This is a genomic window from Bradyrhizobium sp. (genome assembly GCF_022844465.1).
In the GTDB taxonomy this organism is placed as follows: domain Bacteria; phylum Pseudomonadota; class Alphaproteobacteria; order Rhizobiales; family Xanthobacteraceae; genus Bradyrhizobium.
On record NZ_JALHLP010000003.1, the window covers coordinates 211,914 to 232,914 of the forward strand.

The window sequence follows — 21,001 nt, forward strand, 5'->3', positions numbered from 1 at the left end:
GGCCAGCCCGCGACCGTTGAGAAGCCGCCGCCGCGATCCAGGCTCCGCAAACGGACATCGAATCCTGCGCTGCGAACTCAGTAGCCCTGGACGGAACGCGATGCTGCCGAACAAACCACGCGGCGTTCGACGCAAGATCGCTTCGACCACTCATCCCCTTTGGGATGCCCGCACCGACGCGTCGTTGCGCCCGGATCGACTCGCACCGTTGGATTTGGCCCACCTTGTCAGATCGGCCGGACGGTAGCGAACGGAGCGGCCGACCCGGACGTAGGGCGGCCCTTCGTTGCTCTTGCGCGCCTTGGCGAGCCAGGAAGGGGCGACCTTGAGAACCTCAGCCGCGTCCTTTGCCGTCAGCAGGCTGTCGCTGGCTTCATCGGCAGAGGGTGCCGGCCTGATCAACCTCATGAACACCGGAAAAAGCCGCTGCTGCACCAGCATGGGAGAAATCGGCCTTATCAAGATGTGATTTATACCCAACTGCTTGGCCTCGACCACCCTCGACCGCTTCATCGGATCCGAAATCGCGATGATCGGCATTTGCGGATCCGGAACCACTCCCGATGTTCGGATGACGCGCACCACCTCCCGGGCATCCATGCCTCGAATGTTCAAATCCAGAATCATGACGCATGGGTCAAACGCGCAGATGGCCTCGATGGCCTGAAATCCGTCGCTGGCCTCCTGGGTCGCCTTGACGCCGAGCTGCAACAGAATCGTCCGGGTTATTGAGCGAAAATAGGGATGACTGTCGGCAACAAGGACAACGCGGTTCTTGATTGACTTGTCAACGGAACTCCAAAGTGCCTCCAGGTTTGACATTCGCTTTGTTCCTTCACGCTTCACTCAAGAACACATGCCAGCCGTGAAAGGTTGCGCGACACAACTTACGATCGCGTTAAAATCAAACTCCCGTAAAAATACGGTTCGCGTGTAACGCACGCATCAAACAACCGGAAGAAATTGGCGTTCCGCTATGGTGACACCACCTCGGCAACTTCCGAGATCGGTCATTCGTGCGCCGGCAAAGCCCGCGGCGAGCGTTATCCCCTGCCCTCTGCCGCGGACGGCCGCCAGACCAGGAGCCGCCGCTCCACCAGCGTCACCACCATGTCGATCAGGATGACAAAGGCGGACAGCACGAACATGCCGGCGAACACGGCGGCGACGTCGAACACGCCTTCAGCCTGCTGGATCAGATAGCCGAGGCCCGCGGCCGATCCCAGATATTCGCCTACCACCGCGCCGACCACGGCAAAGCCGACCGCCGTGTGCAGCGAGGAGAACATCCACGACAGCGCCGACGGCCAGTAGACATGCCGCGTCAATTGCCGCTCGCTCATGCCGAGCATGCGGCCGTTGTCCAGCACGGTCGGCGAGACTTCCTTGACGCCCTGGTAGACGTTGAAGAACACGATGAAGAACACCAGCGTCACGCCGAGCGCGACCTTGGACCAGATACCGAGGCCCAGCCACAGCGTGAAGATCGGCGCCAGCACCACGCGCGGCAGAGCGTTGACCATCTTCACGTAAGGATCGAACACTGCGGCGACACGGGGCTGGCGCGCGAACCAGAACCCGACCAGCACGCCGCCGATCGAGCCGATCGTGAACGCCAGGATCGACTCCCACAGCGTGATGATCAAATGCTTCCAGATCACGCCGGTCCAGAACCACTTCGCGATCTGGCTGGCGACATCGACCGGATTGGAAAAAAAGAACGGTGGCAGCAGCACCCGGCCGAACACCGGCACGGTGGTGAGGAACTGCCACAGCGCCAGCCCGACCACCGCGACCAGCAGTTGCAGCATCAACAGCGTCGAGCGCGACATCAACCCGCCTCCGCCGCTTGCGAGGATTGCGCATAGCCCTTCATCACTTCGTCCTTCAGCACGCGCCAGATTTCCCGGTGCAGCGCGTGAAAATCCTTTTCCATTCGAATCTCGGCAATATCGCGCGGACGCGGCAGCGGCACCCGCCAGTCGCCGATGATGCGCGCGCTGGGGCCTGCCGACATGATCACGACGCGATCGGCCAGCGCGATCGCCTCCTCGAGATCGTGGGTGACGAAAAGCACCGCTTTACGATCGGCACTCCACAACTCCAGCAAGAGATTGCCCATGATCTGCCGGGTCTGGGCGTCGAGTGGGCCGAACGGCTCGTCCATCAGAAGTATCCGGGGATCGCGGATCAGGACCTGCGCCAGGCCGACACGCTTGCGCTGCCCGCCGGACAGCATATGCGGATAGCGGTTGCCGAACGCGCCGAGCCCGACGGACGTGAGCCAACCCTGCGCCCGCTGCAGCGCCTGCGCGCGCGGCGCGCCCATGACCTCGAGCCCGATGGCGACGTTTTCGATCGCCGTCTTCCAGGGGAACAGCGCGTCGGCCTGGAACAGATAGCCGGCGTCGCGGTTCAACCCGTCAAGCGGCCGGTCGAAGATCCGCACCGATCCCGCGGCCGGCTTCAAAAGCCCGGCGGCGACGTTGAGCAGCGTCGACTTTCCGCAACCGGTCGGCCCTACGATGGCGACGAACTCGCCATGGGCCACCGACAGGCTGGCCTGCGCCACGGCGGTATAGACGCGATCCCCGGCCACGCGAAACGACACTGTCGCATCTTCAAGCGCGACCGCTATGGGTTGTGCCGTGTCCGCCATGGTTCTCCCCAGGATTTGGGGGATGCCTTAGCGGTTACCAAGGATAAGTTCAACGCGGAGGGGCGACGTGATAGTTGTCCTGACCCTGCCCTCGGCGGGCGGGTTACGAGTCGAGACCGCATGCCCGCTCCCCTGATCGCCTATGCCCATGTCGGCAAGACCTTTGACGGCGGCCGCGTGGTGGCCGTCGACGACGTCTCGCTCGAGGTCGCCGAGGGCGAATTCCTCGCCATTGTCGGCGGCTCCGGGTCGGGCAAGACAACGCTGCTGCGGCTCGCCAACCGGCTGATCGAAGCCGATAGCGGCGTCATCACGGTTGAGGGCGACGACGTGCGCGCCGTCGATCCGGTTCGGCTGCGCCGGCGGATCGGCTATGTGTTCCAGAGCGCCGGTCTGTTTCCGCATTTGAGCGTCGCGGGTAATGTCGGCATCACGCCAAAACTTCTGGGCACGCCGCCGGCCGAGATTGCCGCGCGGGTCGACGAACTCCTCGAGCTCGTCAGGCTCGACCGCGCCGAATACCGCGACCGCCTGCCGCACGAACTTTCCGGTGGTCAGCGCCAGCGTGTCGGCGTGGCGCGCGCGCTGGCTGCAAAGCCGCGCATCGTGCTGATGGACGAGCCGTTCGGCGCGCTTGACCCCCTCACCCGCGACGCGCTCGGCGACGACTTTCGCGAGTTGCATCGCAAGCTCGGCCTGACCACGGTCATGATCACCCATGACATGACGGAGGCCATCCTGCTCGCCGACCGCATCGCGGTCATGCGCGGCGGCCGGCTGCTGGCGCAGGGCACGCCGAAAGAGTTATCCCGCTCCGGCGACGCCTATGTCGGCGAACTCCTGCGCACGCCGCGGCGGCAGGCCGAGCGGCTGGGTTCCTTGCTGGCGCGGGACGGTGCGGAATGAGCGTCTTCACCGATCCGCGCTGGGGCGAAGCGCTGGGCCATTTGCCTGATTATCTCGGCAACCATGTCCGCGTCAGCGTCACGGCGCTGGCTCTCGGGCTCTTGGTCAGCCTGCCACTCGCCATTGTCTCACGCCATCGGCCGGTGCTGCGCGGCGCGTTGCTCGGGCTAGCCAGCATCGTGCAGACGGTGCCGGGGCTGGCGCTGCTGGCGCTGTTTTACCCGCTACTGCTGGCGCTCGCGGCGCTGGCGCTGTCGTGGTTCGGATTTACCTTCTCGGCGTTCGGATTTCTGCCCGCGGTGCTGGCGCTGGCGCTCTATTCGATGCTGCCGGTGCTGCGCAACACCATCACCGGCCTGCAGGGCATCGAGCCGGCGCTGCTTGAAGCGGCCCAGGGCGTCGGCATGACGCCGCGGCAATCGCTGTTCATGGTGGAGCTGCCGCTGGCGCTGCCGGTGATGATGGCGGGGATTCGCACCGCGGCGGTCTGGGTGATTGGCACCGCGACGCTGTCGACGCCGATCGGCCAGACCAGCCTCGGAAACTACATCTTCGCCGGCCTGCAGACCCAGAACTGGGTGTTCGTGCTGTTCGGCTGCATTGCCGCCGCCGGGCTGGCGCTGGCGGTCGATCAGCTGCTGGCGCAGATCGAAATCGGCTTGCGCCATCGCAGCCGCCTGCGCGCAATCCTTGGCGGCGCCGGCATCGTCGCACTGGTCGCGGCCACGATAGCGCCTGCGCTGTCGCGCCCGCCGTCAGGCTACGTCGTCGGCGCCAAGACCTTCGCCGAGCAATACGTGCTGTCGGCGTTGATCACCCAGCGGCTGAAGGCGGCCGGCCTCACGGCGTCCTCGCGCGAAGGCCTCGGCTCCAACGTGATCTTCCAAGCGCTGGCGACCGGCGACATCGACGTCTATGTCGATTACTCCGGCACGCTGTGGGCAAACCAGTTCCAGCGCACCGATACCCGGCCGCGCCAGGAGCTGCTTGCCGAACTGAAGACGCTGCTGGCCAGGCAGCACATCACGCTGCTCGGCGAACTCGGCTTCGAAAACGCTTACGCGATGGTGATGCCGCGCAAGCGCGCCGAACAGCTTGGCATCCGCAGCATCGCCGATCTCACCGCGCGCGCCGCCTCGCTCTCGATCGCCGGCGATTACGAATTCTTCTCGCGGCCGGAATGGGCGGCGCTGCGGCGAACCTACGGGCTCTCGTTCCGCGCGCAACGGCAGATGCAGCCGGATTTCATGTACGCGGCGGTGGCCTCCGGCGAAGTCGACGTGATCGCCGGCTACACCAGCGACGGGCTGATTGCGAAATACGATCTGGTGGCGCTTACCGACGTCAGGCGCGCGATCCCGCCCTACGACGCCATTGTGCTGGTCGCGCCGAAGCGCGCCAGCGACGCGGCGCTGCGCAAGGCGATGACGCCGCTGCTCGGTCGCATCGACATTGCCACCATGCGCGAAGCCAATTTGCGCGCGGCCGGCAACGACGGCGCCAGTTCGCCGGACTCGGTGGCGCAGTGGCTGTGGGACAAGGTGGGGAAGAAGTAGCAGGCCAGGACGGCTTTGCAGGTCACCCAACCCTCATGGTGAGGAGGCGCTTTAGCGCCGTCTCGAACCATGTGGCCCCACTGCTCCCATTCATCCTTCGAGACGCCGCTACGCGGCTAATGAGGTCTGACAGCTGCGGTTGGGCACGCTTCGCTCTGGCTACCCTACGGGTCCTCGCAAGGCGATCAAAGCCCCTTGATCAACCCGGCGTCGATCAAGAGCCGGTTGAACCGGCGCGCTTCGGCACCCTTCCTGCAATCGTAGAACGTCCCGTTGCAGCGGAGCATGATGCGCTTCTGCTCCGCGAAGGTGGGATCGAGCGGGATCCCCGCGGCTTCCTGCAGCACCAGCGGGAGATACGCCGCATCGACCGTTTCAAGCGCGGAAGACAGATCGCCGGGCCGGTAGTTGATGCCGTCGATCGCATAATAGGTGGAGAAATAGCGCGGATCGGCGGCCATCAGGCGTTTCGCCAGCGTCGGCTGGTCTATCCCCGGCTCCATCAGCTTCTGCGAGATCGCCGGCTGATGATCGCCGAAGCGCAGCACCAGGAAGGACTGGTCCGGATAGTCACGCTGCAGCCGCGCGGCAAATTCGCGGTAGTCGTGCGCCGTCATCGCCTGGCGGCGGATGTATTCATCGACCTCCGCCGTATTGCCGGGCGGCGTCCAGCCCGGCGGCGTCAGATCGGGCCGGTAGACATCGGTCCAGGGAAAGTGGTTGGCGGTCAAATAGACGAACATGAAAACCGGCGCCTGCTGCGGCTGCGCCTGCGCAAACGTCTTCAATGCCTGATTGAAGTAGAATTTGTCGGGCTGCATGTCCTCGTTCACGCCCATCTCCGCCATGTCGACGAAATGGCCGACGCCGGCGGCTTTCTGGAAGGTGCGCGCACCGAGGAAATTGCCGTAAGTCGGATAGAGCGAGAAGGTCTTGTAGCCGCAGTTCTGCAGCGCTTGCGGCAAACCGCGCGTCACCCGACCCGCGGTAATTCGGGTGACGTAGAACTTCAAGTCGCCGAACGAGCGCGCCGACAGGCCGGTCACCACGTTGAACTCGGTGTACCAGGTCGGACCGCCGGTCGCCTCCGCGATCATGGTGCGCTGCTTGCCGTCGATGGACTTGAAGTAATCCTTGTATCCCGGCGGCACCTTGATGCCGGGCGCGGCGGTGACGTCGAAGCTCGACTCGTCGAGCAGCAGGATGATGTGCGGGCGCTTGGCCTTCGGATCGCAAGCCTCGGCCGGAGGCAGCGTGGGCATGCCGGCGGCGTGCGCGCCCCGTGCAATCCGAAGCGGGCTGGCCGGCGGCGGATCGGCCTCGATCCAGCCTGTCGAGGCCAGCCGCGACACCGACACAACGCCCGAACGCGCCAGATTGGAGATGTGGTTGACGCCCTGGAACGGCTCCCATGGCTGCTCGGGCGACAGGACCGACATCGCCGATATCAAGGCAACCGAGGCGGCCACGGCGGCCAGCGCGAGCCGGCGGCGCACGCGGAACGGATCGAAGCGCCAGATCAGCCACAGCAGCGGAGCCGCGACCAGCGCCGCCGCGATCAGGTGCAGCTTCAGCCGCGGAAACACCGAGAGCAGAAACGAGACCGTATCGCGGTCGATAATCAGGAAGTCGAGGAAGGTCAGCGAAAGCTGCAGGATGTCGAATTTGAAGCGCGACAGCGCGATCAGCAGCACCATGAACGCCAGTGCCAGCGCCGCGGAAATGCCCGGCCGACGCAGCAACACCAGCAGCAGGCCATTGACGAAGACCCACGCCAGCAGCGACAGCGTGATTGCAAACGGCCCGTATTCGGTCGTCAGCAGCACCGCCAACGCCGCCAGGTGGATCGCAACGAGCAGGCCAGCACCTATCAACGGCGAGCGCGCGCCGCGCGCTTCCGCGCGGCTGCTTTCGCTCACTTCAGGTTCCAGCACGGCTGGCATTTGGCGTCCCCCCTGCTCCCTGTTTCCTCAAAGGCCCTTGATGAAACCGGCCTCGATCAACAGCCGGTTGAACCTGCGCGCCTCCGCGCCGCCCTTGCAGGCATAGAAGATTCCCTTGCAGCGAAGCATGATGTTCTTCTGCTCCTCGAAGGACGGGTCAAGCGGAATGCCGGCGGCTTCCTGGATCACCAGCGGCAGATAGGGCGCGTCGATCGTATCCATCACCGCGGGGCTCTTTACCGGCTCGAAATTGACGGCGTCGATCGCGTAATAGGTGGTGAAGTAGCGCGGATCGTAGGTGTTGAACTTGCGGGCGACCCTGGCTTCATCGAGGCCCGGATCCAGCAGGCCTGAGGAGAATTCCGGCTGGTGATCACCGTAGCGAACGATCAGGAACGGCTGCGCCGGGAACTTCTTCTTCAGGCCGGCGACGAACGCCGCGTAGTCGTTGGCGCTCATGGTCTGGCGACGCAGATATTCGTCGACCACCGGCGCATTGCCCGGGCTGCGCCAGGACGGCAACAATTCGGTGCGAAACCTGGTCTCCCAAGGGAAGTGATTGGCGGCGAGATAGACAAAGGTGAACAGTGGCGCGTTGGCCGGCTGCTCGCCGATCAACCGCATCGCGTGATCGTAGAAGAAGCTGTCAGGCTCGATACCCTTCGCGCCGAGATCGCGGGCGTCGTAGAAGCGCTGGATGCCCGTGGTGGTCTGGAAGCCGCGCGCCCCCATGAAGGCGCCATAGGCCGGATAGAGCGAGATCGTGTTATAGCCGCAGCGGCGCAGCGCCAGCGGCAGCCCGCGTTCGACCCGCCCCGACGCGATGCGGGTGACGAAATAGGCAAAGCGGCCGAACGAGCGCGACGACAGGCCCGCCAGCACGTTGTATTCGGCAAACCAGCTGGCGCCGCCGCTGCTTTCGGCCACGAACTTGCGCGCCCGGCCGTCAAAGGACTGGAAATGGCCGCCATAGCCGGGCGGCACCTTGACGCCGTCGGCCTGACGAATGTCGAAGCTGGACTCGTCATGGATCATGATGATGTGCGGACGACGACCGGGGACCTGGCAGGAATCCACCAGCGGCATCCTCAGCCGCTCCGCCAGCACAGCCTCCGATTCCATGAAGCCATAGTTGATGAAATCGGATACCGCGGTCACGCCGGAGCGGGCGAACTTCGACAGATAGCCGTCGGCGTAGTAGCCGCGCCAGGCTTCGTCCGGCCAAGCAAAGGCATAGCCGACCAGCGCCGCCAGACAGGCCAACTTGCCGGCCAGCGCCGGCAAACGGCGGATGCGAAACGGATCGAGCCACCAAAGCGCGTACATCAGCGGAATGATGACGAACGCGGTGAGGACCACCGACCAGCGCAAATTCGGGAAAATCGTGAACAGAAACGCCGCGCTGTCGCGGTCGATCACCATCAGGTCGACGAAGTTCGCGGTCATCTGCACCACGTCGTGCTTGAGGCGCGACAGCAGCACCAGGACCACGACCAGCGTGAGCGACAGCGCCCCGGACAACGCCGGCCGCCGCAACAATGCGATAAAGAGAAAGTTCAGGATGCCCCATGCCAGCGCGAAGCCTGTGCGCGAGCCTAAATCGGTCTCGGTCTGCAGCATGATCACCAGCGCCGCCAGATGTGGTGCGGCGACGGCCGAAAGCCGCCAGAAGCCGATGGCGGCCATCCCTGCGGCAAGCGTAACAGCGGGTGGGCCTGGATTTGGCGCGGGCGCCATCTGGCAAACGCTACATCACCCGGCGCAATGCAAGTGCCTTAACTGGCGACGACCAGGAGGCGCACGATCCGGCCGGAACCCGCATCGCGTCACAAAAACGTAGTGGAAACGTCATGAACACGCAATGAATTTGCCCGTTCTGGGGCAACCGGACGCCGTCTTTCGGGGACGCGGGGCACGGACCCGGAATGACGGCGTCAGGACCGCCTCGGCCGCGCGCACAGCCGCCCGCGCTGTCCAGCCCACGCGCGAAAGGTCGCCGTCGATCTCATCCGGGCAAAGCCATAAACGAGCGTCCGGCCGGCGATCTGACCTGCTTGAGGACTGCCGAATGGAGCCGGCCGGCCGCAAGAGTCGCGCTCAGAGTCGTTTGCCGGCGCGCCCATCATGCTCATCCCTGCGGCGGTGTCAGGCCGAGACGCTTGGCGACAATCTTGTCGATGGCGCGCTTGGGCAATAGCGCCGTCACCATCTGCCTGACCGGATCAGGCGCAATCGTGTAGCGCACCTTCGGATTCGGCAGCGTCAGCGCCTCGAAAACCTTCTCGGCGATCTTCTCCGCCGGCAATCCGATCGAACCCAGATGCATCATGAAGGCGCGGATCTTCTGCAGCGCCGGGAAGTACGGCGAGTTGCTGTAGCTGGAGATATCGACTTCCTCGGCCTTGCTCCAGATCGGGGTCTTCACCGCGCCCGGTGCCACGACGATGACGTCGATGCCGAACAGCATCAATTCGCGGCGCAGGCTCTCCGACAGCCCTTCAAGGGCGTGCTTGGAGGCGGAATAGGCCGACGTCAGCGGATTGCCGTTCTTGCCGGCGACCGAGGAGATCATCACGATCCGCCCTTTCGGCCCCTTGAGCTCTGGATCGGCGCCAAGCAGCGGGCCGAAGGCCTGGGTCGCGATCACGGGCCCGATGACGTTGACATCCATCTGGCGGCGGAATTCGGCGGCGGCCAATCCGAGCACGGGGCCCGCGACCGCAATTCCGGCATTGTTGACAAGACCGGCCAGCGTTTCGCCACCCAGCGCGTCGCGCACCTGGCGCGCCGCCGCCAGCACCGCGGCCTCGTCGGTGACGTCAAACAGCAGCGGCGTGAAATTGACGCCGAACTCGCGCTTCAGGCGGTCGGCGTCGGCCTGTTTGCGCACGCTGCCGAACACGCGAAAGCCGCGATCCAGCAGGAGCTTTGCGCTGGCCCAGCCGATGCCGGTGGACGCGCCGGTGATGACCATGGATCTCATGCTGCTACAGGCTCTTCCCCGGGGGGTTAAGTTAACTTCGTCGTGAAGGATCTCTTAAGCGGTCGCCGACCAGTTCTGCGCCGCGGGCGCGGGGCCAGGCTTGCCGGCTTCCTGCCAGATCATTTCCCATTGGACCGTCCGAGGGAACGGTCTGATGAGGATAGCAGGCGGACCGCGATACCGAAAGCAGCGGATATTGACCCGTCCCGCTGGATTTTCCGGTGAATCCAGCGCCGGCTGGCGTGCTTGAATTGGTAAAGCAATTCGAAATGTGATGTTGACAATCCGCACTGTGCTTCGGCGCATGGCTGCAGTGCGATGGCCGCCGCCGATGAGCTGCCTGCTAAACGCGGTCGGTCGCCACCTCCGCCCGGCTCCACCCTTAACGCGGGTGTAAGGCTCGGTTTGGCATGGTGGAGCCAGACCCATTCCACAACCAACAGGCTGCCCACGATGGTGCAACAGCCGGCGCATTCAATCATCGCCGAACTCGAAGACGCCGTCAGAGGTGGATCATCTGTCAGGCGGGTGGAAACCCTGCGACAGGTCACCGACCTCTTTCTGAACGACGGCGATCGTCTCAGCGACGACCAGGTCAAGGTCTTCGACGACGTGCTCTGCCTCCTGATCGCCCGTGTCGAAACGCGGGCGAAGGCCGAACTTTCGAAGCGGCTGGCGCCGCTCGACTACGCGCCGTTCGAGGTCATCCAGCACCTGGCCTGGGACGATGAAATCGAGGTCGCCGGCAACGTGCTGACCCATTCCAGCCGGCTCGGCACCGACGTGCTGGTCAAGATCGCCAGCAGCAAGGGACAGGACCATCTGCTCGCGATCTCCGGGCGGGCCAACCTGCCCGAAGCCGTTACCGACGTCATCGTCGATCGCGGCGAAGGACGGGTGATCCGAAAACTCGCCAACAACGCCGGCGCGAGATTCTCCGACGAAAGCTTTTTCAACATTCTCGCCCGCGCCGGCACCGATGACGAACTGGTCGAAATCCTCGGCCTGCGTGCCGATTTTCCCGTCAAGTTTCTCGGCGACCTGTTGCGCCGTGCCAAGGAGACGGTTCGGGCCCGGCTGCTGGCCATTGCGCCACCCGCGATTCAGGAAGAGATCAGGCAGGTCCTGAACGAAATTGCCCGCGAGGCGACGCCGTCGGGGCGGAGTTTTGGCGTTGCCGAAGAGCTCGTGAAACTGATGAAGGGGCTGAACGAGCTCGACGACGCGGCGGTGTACAAGTTCGCCGAATCGAGGAAGTTCGACGAGGTCACCGTCGCGCTTGCGGTTCTCAACGACATGCCGGTGGAAATGACGGCGCGGCTGATGGAAGGGCACCGTTCCGACCTGATCCTGATTCCGTGCCGGTCGGGCCGGCTGAACTGGCCGACGGTCGAATCGATCTTGCGCAACCGGCCGAGGGTCCCCGCCATCGACGAGAAAACGATGGAGATCGCCGAGCGGGATTACCGCAGGCTGTCGATGGAAACAGCGCAGCGCACCGTCCGTTTCTGGCAATTGCACAACCGGATCGAGAAGAAGCCGGTTGGGTCGGCCTGACGGTCCACGGCCGAATTGTAGGGAAGCGGCGAAACCGCGTTTGCGGTTTCGCCCGAGAACCCGGTCCCTGATTGCGCTTGGGCGTCGGCAGTTCAGTTCCTGGTCTTGTCGACCAGCGCGCCCTTCTTGATCCACGGCATCATGTCGCGGAGCTTGGCGCCGACTTCCTCGATCGGATGCTCGGCGAGCTTGGCGCGGGTCGCCTTGAACGAGGTCTGGTTGACCTTGTTCTCCAGCATCCAGTCGCGGGCGAACTTGCCGCCCTGGATGTCGGCGAGGACGCGCTTCATCTCGGCCCTGGTCTCTGACGTGATGATGCGCGGGCCGGTGACGTATTCGCCGTACTCGGCGGTGTTGGAGATCGAGTAATTCATGTTGGCGATGCCGCCTTCATAGATCAGGTCAACGATCAGCTTCACCTCGTGCAGGCACTCGAAATAGGCCATCTCGGGGGCGTAGCCGGCTTCCACCAGCGTCTCGTAGCCACCCTTGATCAGCTCGACCAGGCCGCCGCAGAGCACGACCTGCTCGCCGAACAGATCGGTCTCGCATTCTTCCTTGAAGGTGGTCTCGATGATGCCGGCGCGGCCGCCGCCGATCGCCGACGCATAGCTCAGGCCGAGGTCATGGGCGTTGCCGGAGGCGTCCTTGGAGATCGCGATCAGGCAGGGCACGCCGCCGCCGCGCTGGTATTCGGAGCGGACGGTATGGCCGGGGCCCTTGGGCGCGATCATCAGCACGTCGAGGTCGGCGCGGGGGTCGAGCAGGTTGAAATGGACGTTCAGCCCGTGCGCGAACACCAGTGCCGCGCCCTTCTTCATGTTATCGTGCAGGTGCTCGCGGTAGATGTCGCCCTGCAGCTCGTCGGGGGTGAGCATCATGACGAGGTCGGCCCATTTGGCGGCCTCGGCGACTTCCATGACCTTGAAGCCAGCGGTCTCCGCCTTCTTGGCCGAGGCCGAACCCTTGCGGAGCGCGATCGCCACGTCCTTGACGCCGGAATCCTTCAGGTTCAACGCATGGGCGTGGCCCTGGCTGCCGTAGCCGACAATGACGACCTTCTTGCCCTTGATCAGGTTCAGGTCGGCGTCGCGATCGTAATAAACACGCATGGTCGTTTCCTTAATCGATGGCCAATTCGGCCGGTTAAATCAGGCGTTTGGGAAGAAAAGGACCGCCGGTCGCCCTGAATTTCCGGCGTTGTCTAGAGCATTTTCCCGCTGAGGGGAAACCCGTTTATGCATGGCGCACTGCGGCATCATGCGTCCATGAAGACCGGATAGAGCGAGGCCAGCAAGAGCAGCGCCATGACCATGTTGAAAGTCCGCACCGCCCGCCGCGAGCTCAGGATCGGGCGCAGCGAACTGCCGAACAGCGCCCAGGCGGTGCAGGACAGCGCCCCCAGAATCAGGCTCAAGGCGACCTGGATCGCGATATTCCAGGGATAGGCGGCGATCGCGGCATAGGCGGTGATGGTGCCGATCACCATGACCCAGCCCTTGGCGTTGACCCATTGGAACATGGCCGCGCCCCAGAACGTCATCGGCCCCCGGCGGTTGTCCTCGTCAGGTTCGACCGGCTCCGACATCGCGATCGCCCAGGCCAGATAGATCAGGTAGATCGCGCCGGCGTATTTCAGGATCGTCTGCAGCACCGGATAGGCAATGAAGATGGTGCCGAGCCCCAGCCCGACCGCGCCCACCATGAAGGCAAAGCCGACGGTGATGCCCATCATGTGCGGGATGGTCGGGCGGAAACCGTAGGTCAGCCCGGACGACAGCAGCATGATGTTGTTCGGCCCCGGGGTGAAGAACATCACGGTGGCGAACATGATGAAGGCGATCAGCAACGATTGCGACATGGCGGCCCTACGCGATCTTCGGCAGAACTGGCTGCTCCGGGACCTGCGGCCGCCTCGACAGCAACATGATGGCTATTCCGCCGACCACGGTGATCATTCCGGCCAACCGCAGCGGCCCAAAGGTTTCGCCGAACACCACGCTGGAGGCGGCCGATCCGACGAATGGCACCAACAGCGCGAAAGGCACCACCTGCGCGGCAGGGTAATCCCGCAGCAGCCGGCCCCACAACCAGTAGGCGATGCTGGTGGAGATGCCGCCAAGGCCGATCATGCACCACAGGCCGGTCAGCGACATGCCCGTCAGCGCCTGCCAGGTCGGTTGCGGACCATTGCTGACCAGCGTCAGCAGAAACAGCGGAACGGCGGAAACCAGACATAGCCAGGCGAACAGGTCGAACATCGGCACATCGTTCGCGCGCCGGAGCAACAGGTTGCCCACCGCGAAACTGAGCGGCGAAATCATCAGGATGGCGAAGGCGCCAACGCTGAAATCGTAACCGACGGTGCCGCCAATCATCGCCAACCCCGCGACGGCGACGCCGATGCCGACGGTCTGCCCCGAACTCGGGCGCTCGCGGAACAGCAGCGCTGCGAGGCCGATCGTAAACAGCGCCTGGCTCTGCACGATGACGCTGGAGAGGCCAACGGGAACGCCATGCGCGATGGCGAAGGCCTGGGCAAGAAACTGGCCGAGGAACAGCGTAAAGCTGATCGAGACCAGAACCGTCCAGGAAACCTTCGGCCGCGGTACCAGGAGACACGGCAACGCCGCGATAGCGAAGCGCAGCGTGGTCATCAGTTCCGGCGAGAATTCGTCAAGCGCAATCCGGCTCGCGACAAACGCAAGCCCCCAGATCACCGCCACCAGGACGGCGATACAGACATCGGCCGGTTTCATTTCGCTAGCTCTGTCGGTCCGGCTTTGGTTTGCGCAGAATGTACGTGCCGTGCAGCGGCGCGTGGTAGTCGACCGATTCCAGCGTGAAGCCGACATCGGTTAGCATGCGCTCGATGACCCAGCCGAAGGTCGAGTATTCGTCGCGCATATGTGTGATCACGCTGTCGCGCTCGAAATCGTGGTTCTTGATCGAGAAGTCAGCCCATTGCTCGATATCGCGTTCGACGCCGTCGGGCATGCTGACGAAGACGATGTCGCGCAGATAGAATCTGGCGCCGGGCTTCAACGCCGCGTGGATACGGGCCAGCGCCACCGCCTTCCAGAAATCCGGCAGATGGTGCAGCGTGAACTCGCTGACGATCAGGTCATAGGAATTCGGCTGGTAGGCGAAGCTCAGCAGGCCGGCAGGCTGGGTACGGACCGCTACCCTGCGATCGCGGGCCTGGATCTTGGCGAGCGCCAGCATCGCCGGCGAAATATCGATCGCATCGACGTCGGCGCCCATCAGCGCCGCCTCGCAGGCCAGCACGCCGTTGCCGCAGCCGATATCGGCCACCCGCCAGCCGGGCCGCACACCGAGCAAGCTCAGCGCCGCGCGGGCGCGGCTGTCGCTGTCATCATGCCGGTCATAGATCGACGCGACCGCGGAATCGAGCCCGAGCTGCCACCTTTGATTGTAGTACCAGTCACGCGCCAGCATGCTTCACATCCCTTCGGGCCCACGCCCGATCGCGGCGACTCCGGTGCGGGACACCTCGACAAGGCCGAGGGGACGCATCAGGTCGATGAATTGGCTGATTTTGACGGAGTTGCCTGTGATCTCGAACACAAAGCTCTCGGTGGTGGCATCGATCACACGGGCGCGAAACGCGTCCGCCAGCCGCAGCGCCTCGACCCGGCTGTCACCGCGGCCTCGCACCTTCACCATCGCCAGCTCGCGCTCGATGGAACGGCCGGTGGTCGTCATGTCGACGACGCGATAGATCGGCACCATGCGGTCGAGCTGGTGCTTGATCTGCTCGATCACCATCGGTGTGCCCGTTGTGACGATGGTAATGCGGGAAAGGTGTTTCTGGCTCTCGGTCTCCGAGACGGTCAGGCTCTCGATGTTGTAGCCGCGACCGGAGAACAGCCCGATCACGCGCGCAAGCACGCCAGGCTCGTTCTGCACCAGCACCGACAATGTGTGCGACTCGGTCGGATCGTGGCGCTCTTCCAGGAAGTAGGCGGATGCGGGCTGGTTCATTGTCGCTCCTTGTCACTCTCGGTCGTCATGCCCGCGCAGGCGGGCATCGAGTAATCGCCAGCCGTCTCAGATCGGTCGAGAGGTCGCGGCGTACTGGATCGTCCGGTCAAGTCGGACAATGACGTCAATGGTTGTGGCGCACCGATAGCCGACCTCATACCGTCACCTTGTCGGCGACGGCACCTTTCGGCGTCACCCATTTGCGGAACAGGTCAAAATCGATATTGCCGCCGCTCAGGACCAGGCCGACCTGCCTGCCGGCGAGCCTGGTCTTTTCCTGCAGCGCCGCGGCGAGCGGCGCTGCGCCGGCGCCCTCCGCGAGATTGTGCGTGTCGGTCCAGTAGGCGCGGATCGCCGCGGCGACCTCGTCGTCCGTGACCTGGACGATGCGCGAGGCGCCCTTGCGAATGATGTCGAGCGCTTCGGGAACGGGAACGCGCGTGGCCATGCCGTCGGCCAGCGTGTCGCTGGTTTCGGTGGTCACGATCTTTCCCGCTGCAAACGACAGCGCGTAGGACGGCGCTTCGGTCGACTGCACGCCGACGATCTCGGTTTTGCGTCCGAGCAGGTCCCGCGCCATGATGCAGCCGCAGATGCCGGAGCCCTGTCCGATCGGCACATAGAGCACATCGAGATCAGGCGCTGTTCGAAACAGCTCCAGCGCGTAGGTCGCGACGCCGAGAACGAGGTCGGGATGAAACGACGGCACCATGTGGAGGCCAGTGAACTGGGCGCGGCGCTCAGCCTCCTCGCGGGCATCCTGGAAATCCTCGCCATGCTCGACCAGTTCCGCGCCGAACGCCCGCATGGCGCGATTCTTCTCCACCGAATTGCCTTTTGGCACGTAGATGACAGCCGCAACGCCGTGTCGGCGGGCGGCGAAAGCGAGGCTTTGGCCGTGATTGCCGCGGGTGGCGGAAATGATTCCGGGCAGGTTCGGCCGTTCCCGCTTCAGGCGATCCAGATAGACCAGCCCGCCGCGGACCTTGAAAGCGCCGATCGGCGTGTGGTTCTCATGCTTGACCACGACGTCGGCGCCGAGCCGCTGGCCAAGCAGCGGCCAGGCATGCGCCGGTGTCGGCGGCACCGCCTGCCCGACAATCCCGTGAGCGCGTTCGAGTTCGCTGAGGTCAAACATTCTGGCTTCCAGTCAATCTTCCTTCGATCTTGTCATCCCCGCGAAGGCGGGGATCCAGTATTCCAGAGACGCTCAAGCAAAATCGAGAAGCCGCGGCGTACTGGCTCGCCCGGTCAAGCCGGGCGATGATAGCGGAACTTGTGTCTGGCGACCTCACACCAGCGCCTTGCCGCCGGCGAAGGCCGCGGCGGTGGCCTCGTCGGTGGCTTCCACCGGCAGCAGCATTTCGTTGTGCGCCTTGCCGGACGGAATCATCGGGAAGCAGTTTTCCAGCGCCGCGACGCGGCAGTCGAACAGCACCGGGCGCTTGACGCTGATCATTTCCTTGATCGCGCCGTCGAGATCGCCGGGCTTGATCGCCTGCAGGCCGACGCAGCCGAAAGCGTCCGCGAGCTTGACGAAATCAGGCAGCGCTTCCGAATAGGAATGCGACAGCCGGTTGCCGTGCAGGAGCTGCTGCCACTGACGCACCATGCCCATGTACTGGTTGTTCAGGATGAAGATCTTGATCGGCAGTTCGTACTGAACCGCGGTCGACATTTCCTGCATCGTCATCTGCACCGAGGCGTCGCCGGCGATGTCGATCACCAGGCTGTCGCGATGCGCGACCTGCACGCCGAGCGCCGCCGGCAGGCCGTAGCCCATGGTGCCGAGACCGCCCGAGGTCATCCAGCGGTGCGGTTCCTCGAAGCCGAAGAACTGCGCCGCCCACATCTGATGCTGCCCGACTTCGGTCGTGATGTAGGTGTCGCGGCCGTGCGTCGCCGCGAACAAGCGCTCGATGGCATATTGCGGCAGGATGACATCGTTGCTCTTCTTGTAGGAGAGCGATTTGCGCGCGCGCCACTTTGAAATTTCCTGCCACCAGGCCCTGATGTCGGGTTTCCTGGCTTCAGCCTTGAACACCTGCAGCATATCCCCGAGCACGTTGGCGGCGTCGCCGATGATCGGGACGTCGACGCGGATGTTCTTGTTGATCGAGGACGGATCGATGTCGATATGGATCTTCTTCGAGCCTGGCGAGAACGCGTCGATCCGGCCGGTGATGCGATCGTCGAATCGCGCGCCGACGCACAGCATGACGTCGCAACCATGCATCGCCATGTTGGCCTCGTAGGTGCCGTGCATGCCCAGCATGCCGAGCCAGTTCTTGCCGGTCGCCGGATAGGCGCCGAGGCCCATCAGGGTCGAGGTGATCGGGAAGCCCGTAGCCTCGACCAGCTCGCGCAGCAGCTTCGAGGCCTCGCGGCCGGAATTGATCACGCCGCCGCCGGAATAGATCACCGGGCGCTTGGCGGACGCCAGCAGCGCCACCGCCTTGCGGATCTGCGCCGCATCGCCCTTCAGCCGGGGCGTGTAGGAGACATGTACGTCGGACTTGCGCGGCGGATGGTAGGCGCCGACCGCAAACTGCACGTCCTTGGGCACGTCGACCACGACCGGACCCGGACGGCCTGATGTTGCGACATAGAACGCCTCGTGCAGCACCTTGGCGAGATCGTTGACGTCGCGCACCAGCCAGTTGTGCTTGGTGCAGGGACGGGTGATGCCGACGGTGTCGCATTCCTGGAACGCGTCATTGCCGATCAGATGCGTAGGCACCTGTCCGGTGATGCAGACCAGCGGAATCGAATCCATCAGCGCATCGGTCAGAGGCGTCACCATGTTGGTGGCGCCGGGTCCCGACGTCACCAGCACCACGCCGGGCTTGCCGGTCGAGCGCGCATAGCCCTCGGCGGCGTGGCCGGCGCCCTGCTCGTGCCGCACCAGGATGTGCTCGACCTCGCTCTGCTGGAAAATCTCGTCATAGATCGGCAACACCGCGCCGCCGGGATAGCCGAACAGGTGCTTGACGCCATGATCGATGAGCGCGCGCACGATCATCGCGGCGCCGGTCATCTGGTTCGGATCGTGGCTGTTGTCGGTCATGACGTATTCCTTGGCTGGCTTCGGTCTTGCGTTTTGGGAAATAAAAAAGGGCCCCAGAGGCCCCATGCGCACCGCCCGAATTCGGGATGGCTTCAGCCACCCCCGGCGGTGCGCCTGGGTACGACGACGATAAGCAGTTTGGTAATAATATTACGCATTCGAGGGCTCATACTTCTCAAAGGTTGCGCGGGTTATACCGTCCGATCCCTGGAAGTCAAGGGAAGGACGCTTTCAGCGCGATTTGGCCAGTGTAGCGGGGTTACTGACGTTCGGCGAGCGGGAATTTTGCCATTTCCAGCCCGGCGGCGCGGAACACGCCCGCACGCGAAGCGCGAACCTCAGATGCGCAATCGCGCATCTGGGAATCACGAGATTTCGGGCTGGCTCGTTTCACGAGCGCCCCGGAATGACTCGGGCCAGCCACTCCCTTGCCGCCTCCGGCGCCACCCATTCGAACTCCGGCAGCTGGTGCCGGAACCAGGTGAATTGCCGCTTGGCGTAATGGCGGGTATCGGCGCGGCCGATCTCAGCCGCCTGATCGCGGGTGATCTCGCCGCGCAAATGGCGGATCAGCGCCGGCACGCCATGGGCCTTCATCGCCGGCAGCAAGGGATCGAGCTTTCGCGTGGCCAGCGCGGCGACCTCCTCCAGCGCGCCCGCATCCAGCATCGCGTCGAACCGCGCATCGATCCGCGCGTAGAGCTGATCGCGCTCCGGCGCCAGAAACAGCGCACTGAATTCGCCCGGCGGCAGCAGCGGCGGCAGGCCGTCCCGATGCCAGTCCGGCAGCGCGCGGCCGGTGGCCTCCACGACCTCAAGCGCGCGCGCAATCCGGGTTCGGTCGCGCGGCTTCAGGCGTTCAGCCGAAACGGGATCACGCCGCGCCAGTTCGGCATGCAACGCCTCGACGCCGTCGCGTTCCATCCGGGCGCGAACGGCGTCGCGCACTTCAGGCGGGATCGGCGGCACCGCCGAAAGACCGCGCGTCAGCGTCTTGAAGTAGAGGCCGGAGCCGCCGATGAAGATCGGCAGGCGGCGTTCTGCCCGCGCCTCCGACAACGCCTTACCGGCGTCGGTCACCCAGGCGCCGGCCGAGAAATTGACCGACGCATCGACATGGCCGTAGAGCCGATGCGGCACAGCGGCCTCTTCGGCCGGCGTCGGTCGCGCGGTGATGACGCGCAGATCGCGATAGACCTGCATGGAGTCGGTGTTGATGACGACGCCGCCGGCCTGTTGCGCCAGATCGAGCGCCAGCGCCGACTTGCCGCTGGCGGTCGGCCCTGCGATAAGCACGGCCTTGCCTGGAACTAGCGAACTCGCCTGCATGTCCCTCGTCGCCACCCTCATCTGCAATCCGGCCAATCCCGCGCTCGACGCCAGCATCGTCGAGGGCGCGCGCGCCGTTCTTCCCTCGCCCGGAGCAGCCCAATGGCTGTTCGACGAGGTCGCGGTCGACATTCCCTTCGCGAGCCAGGAGAACGTCAAGGCCATCGAAGCTCGCCTGCAACAGGTGCGCGGCGACCTGCCGATCGACATTGTGGTGCAGCCTGAAGCGGCCCGGCGCAAGAAGCTTTTTCTGGCAGACATGGATTCCACCATGATCGGCCAGGAATGCATCGACGAGTTGGCCGACTTCGCCGGGCTGAAGGCGCATGTCGCGGCCATCACCGAGCGCGCGATGCGCGGCGAGATCGAGTTCGAGCCGGCGCTGCGTGAGCGGGTGGCGCTGCTGAAGGACATGCCGGTCAGCGTCGTCGACGAGGTGCTCGCCAGCCGCATCACGCCGACGCCGGGCGGCCGCGAGCTGGTTTCGACCATGCGCGCCAACGGCGCCTGGACCTGTCTGATCTCGGGCGGCTTCACGTTGTTCACCAACGCGGTCGCCGCCCGCATCGGCTTCCAGGAAAACCGCGCCAACGAATTGAAGCTTCGCAACGGCAAACTCACCGGCGAAGTCACCGAGCCGATCCTGGGTCGCGCCGCCAAACTCGCCACCCTGATCGAGCTTCGCGACTCCTTCGATCTCGACGCGATCGACACGCTGGTGACCGGCGACGGCGCCAACGATCTCGGCATGATCGAGGCGGCGGGCCTCGGCGTCGCCTACCACGCCAAGCCCGCGGTGGCGGCAGCGGCGGCGGCGCGGATCGACCACGGCGACCTCACCGCGCTATTGTATGCGCAGGGTTACCGGCGCGAGGAATTCGTTGGAGGATAGCATCCAAATGTCATCACCCGCGAAAGCGGGTGATCCAATATTCCAGAGCCATCAGCGATGGAACCGAAGGGCCGCGGCGTACTGGGTACTCCGCTCTCGCGGAG

At 64.5% G+C, this 21,001-nt stretch carries 18 protein-coding genes; 4 read left to right on the forward strand and 14 right to left on the reverse strand.

Annotation, left to right across the window (positions count from 1 at the left end; all coding sequences use genetic code 11):
- Positions 1–150 precede the first annotated feature (150 nt).
- From Q0D31_RS09140 to Q0D31_RS09150, 3 genes are all read right to left on the reverse strand, one after another.
- Complete coding sequence (locus Q0D31_RS09140) at positions 151–822, reverse strand: response regulator (RefSeq protein WP_291848738.1); 672 nt, start codon at positions 820–822, stop codon at positions 151–153.
- 221 nt (positions 823–1,043) lie between these two features.
- Positions 1,044–1,832 carry an ABC transporter permease gene (locus Q0D31_RS09145; protein ID WP_291848740.1) on the reverse strand — a complete coding sequence of 263 codons (789 nt, stop codon included), beginning with the start codon at positions 1,830–1,832 and terminating at the stop codon, positions 1,044–1,046.
- A complete protein-coding gene (locus Q0D31_RS09150; protein WP_291848742.1) occupies positions 1,832–2,659 on the reverse strand; it encodes an ABC transporter ATP-binding protein in 828 nt (275 codons plus the stop codon). The genes Q0D31_RS09145 and Q0D31_RS09150 overlap by 1 nt, the downstream gene beginning before the upstream one ends.
- Before the next feature lie 120 nt (positions 2,660–2,779).
- On the opposite strand from Q0D31_RS09150, the gene Q0D31_RS09155 reads away from it, so the two are divergent.
- Entirely contained in the window at positions 2,780–3,565 is a 786-nt protein-coding gene (locus tag Q0D31_RS09155; protein WP_291848745.1) for an ATP-binding cassette domain-containing protein, read from the forward strand.
- Positions 3,562–5,121 (forward strand): ABC transporter permease/substrate-binding protein, encoded by a 1,560-nt coding sequence (locus Q0D31_RS09160; RefSeq protein ID WP_291848747.1) that lies wholly within the window; start codon positions 3,562–3,564, stop codon positions 5,119–5,121. Before Q0D31_RS09155 ends, Q0D31_RS09160 begins: the two co-directional genes overlap by 4 nt.
- Positions 5,122–5,306: 185 nt before the next feature.
- Here the strand turns inward: Q0D31_RS09160 and Q0D31_RS09165 are convergent, their stop codons facing one another.
- The 3 genes from Q0D31_RS09165 to Q0D31_RS09175 all read right to left on the reverse strand — a co-directional run bounded on the left by Q0D31_RS09165 (position 5,307) and on the right by Q0D31_RS09175 (position 10,047).
- Positions 5,307–7,040 (reverse strand): sulfatase-like hydrolase/transferase, encoded by a 1,734-nt coding sequence (locus tag Q0D31_RS09165; protein ID WP_291848749.1) that lies wholly within the window; start codon positions 7,038–7,040, stop codon positions 5,307–5,309.
- A gap of 51 nt (positions 7,041–7,091) precedes the next feature.
- On the reverse strand, positions 7,092–8,801 hold the full coding sequence (locus Q0D31_RS09170) for a sulfatase-like hydrolase/transferase (RefSeq protein ID WP_291848751.1): 1,710 nt from the start codon (positions 8,799–8,801) through the stop codon (positions 7,092–7,094).
- A gap of 391 nt (positions 8,802–9,192) precedes the next feature.
- Complete coding sequence (locus Q0D31_RS09175; RefSeq protein WP_291848753.1) at positions 9,193–10,047, reverse strand: SDR family oxidoreductase; 855 nt, start codon at positions 10,045–10,047, stop codon at positions 9,193–9,195.
- A 453-nt stretch (positions 10,048–10,500) separates the two neighbouring features.
- Here Q0D31_RS09175 and Q0D31_RS09180 point away from each other — a divergent pair, with 453 nt between their 5' ends.
- Positions 10,501–11,604, forward strand: coding sequence for a DUF2336 domain-containing protein (locus tag Q0D31_RS09180; protein WP_291848755.1), 1,104 nt, complete (start codon positions 10,501–10,503; stop codon positions 11,602–11,604).
- Between the two features lie 92 nt (positions 11,605–11,696).
- Here the strand turns inward: Q0D31_RS09180 and ilvC are convergent, their stop codons facing one another.
- The 8 genes from ilvC to miaA all read right to left on the reverse strand — a co-directional run bounded on the left by ilvC (position 11,697) and on the right by miaA (position 20,005).
- Positions 11,697–12,716 (reverse strand): ketol-acid reductoisomerase, encoded by a 1,020-nt coding sequence (gene ilvC / locus Q0D31_RS09185; protein ID WP_291848757.1) that lies wholly within the window; start codon positions 12,714–12,716, stop codon positions 11,697–11,699.
- A 146-nt stretch (positions 12,717–12,862) separates the two neighbouring features.
- On the reverse strand, positions 12,863–13,465 hold the full coding sequence (locus tag Q0D31_RS09190) for a LysE family translocator (protein WP_291848760.1): 603 nt from the start codon (positions 13,463–13,465) through the stop codon (positions 12,863–12,865).
- 7 nt (positions 13,466–13,472) lie between these two features.
- On the reverse strand, positions 13,473–14,363 hold the full coding sequence (locus Q0D31_RS09195) for an EamA family transporter (RefSeq protein ID WP_291848763.1): 891 nt from the start codon (positions 14,361–14,363) through the stop codon (positions 13,473–13,475).
- Between the two features lie 4 nt (positions 14,364–14,367).
- A complete protein-coding gene (locus Q0D31_RS09200; RefSeq protein WP_291848766.1) occupies positions 14,368–15,063 on the reverse strand; it encodes a class I SAM-dependent methyltransferase in 696 nt (231 codons plus the stop codon).
- Positions 15,064–15,066: 3 nt separating this feature from the next.
- On the reverse strand, positions 15,067–15,609 hold the full coding sequence (gene ilvN, locus Q0D31_RS09205) for an acetolactate synthase small subunit (RefSeq protein ID WP_291848770.1): 543 nt from the start codon (positions 15,607–15,609) through the stop codon (positions 15,067–15,069).
- A gap of 154 nt (positions 15,610–15,763) precedes the next feature.
- Positions 15,764–16,747, reverse strand: a complete 984-nt coding sequence (locus tag Q0D31_RS09210; RefSeq protein ID WP_291848772.1) for a threonine dehydratase — start codon at positions 16,745–16,747, stop codon at positions 15,764–15,766.
- A gap of 153 nt (positions 16,748–16,900) precedes the next feature.
- Positions 16,901–18,676 carry an acetolactate synthase 3 large subunit gene (locus Q0D31_RS09215; RefSeq protein ID WP_291848775.1) on the reverse strand — a complete coding sequence of 592 codons (1,776 nt, stop codon included), beginning with the start codon at positions 18,674–18,676 and terminating at the stop codon, positions 16,901–16,903.
- A gap of 390 nt (positions 18,677–19,066) precedes the next feature.
- Positions 19,067–20,005: a tRNA (adenosine(37)-N6)-dimethylallyltransferase MiaA gene (miaA, locus tag Q0D31_RS09220; protein ID WP_291849179.1), complete on the reverse strand. Its 939-nt coding sequence runs from the start codon at positions 20,003–20,005 to the stop codon at positions 19,067–19,069.
- Here miaA and serB point away from each other — a divergent pair.
- On the forward strand, positions 20,004–20,897 hold the full coding sequence (gene serB, locus Q0D31_RS09225) for a phosphoserine phosphatase SerB (RefSeq protein ID WP_291848778.1): 894 nt from the start codon (positions 20,004–20,006) through the stop codon (positions 20,895–20,897). The genes miaA and serB overlap by 2 nt on opposite strands.
- The last annotated feature ends 104 nt before the right edge of the window (positions 20,898–21,001 follow it).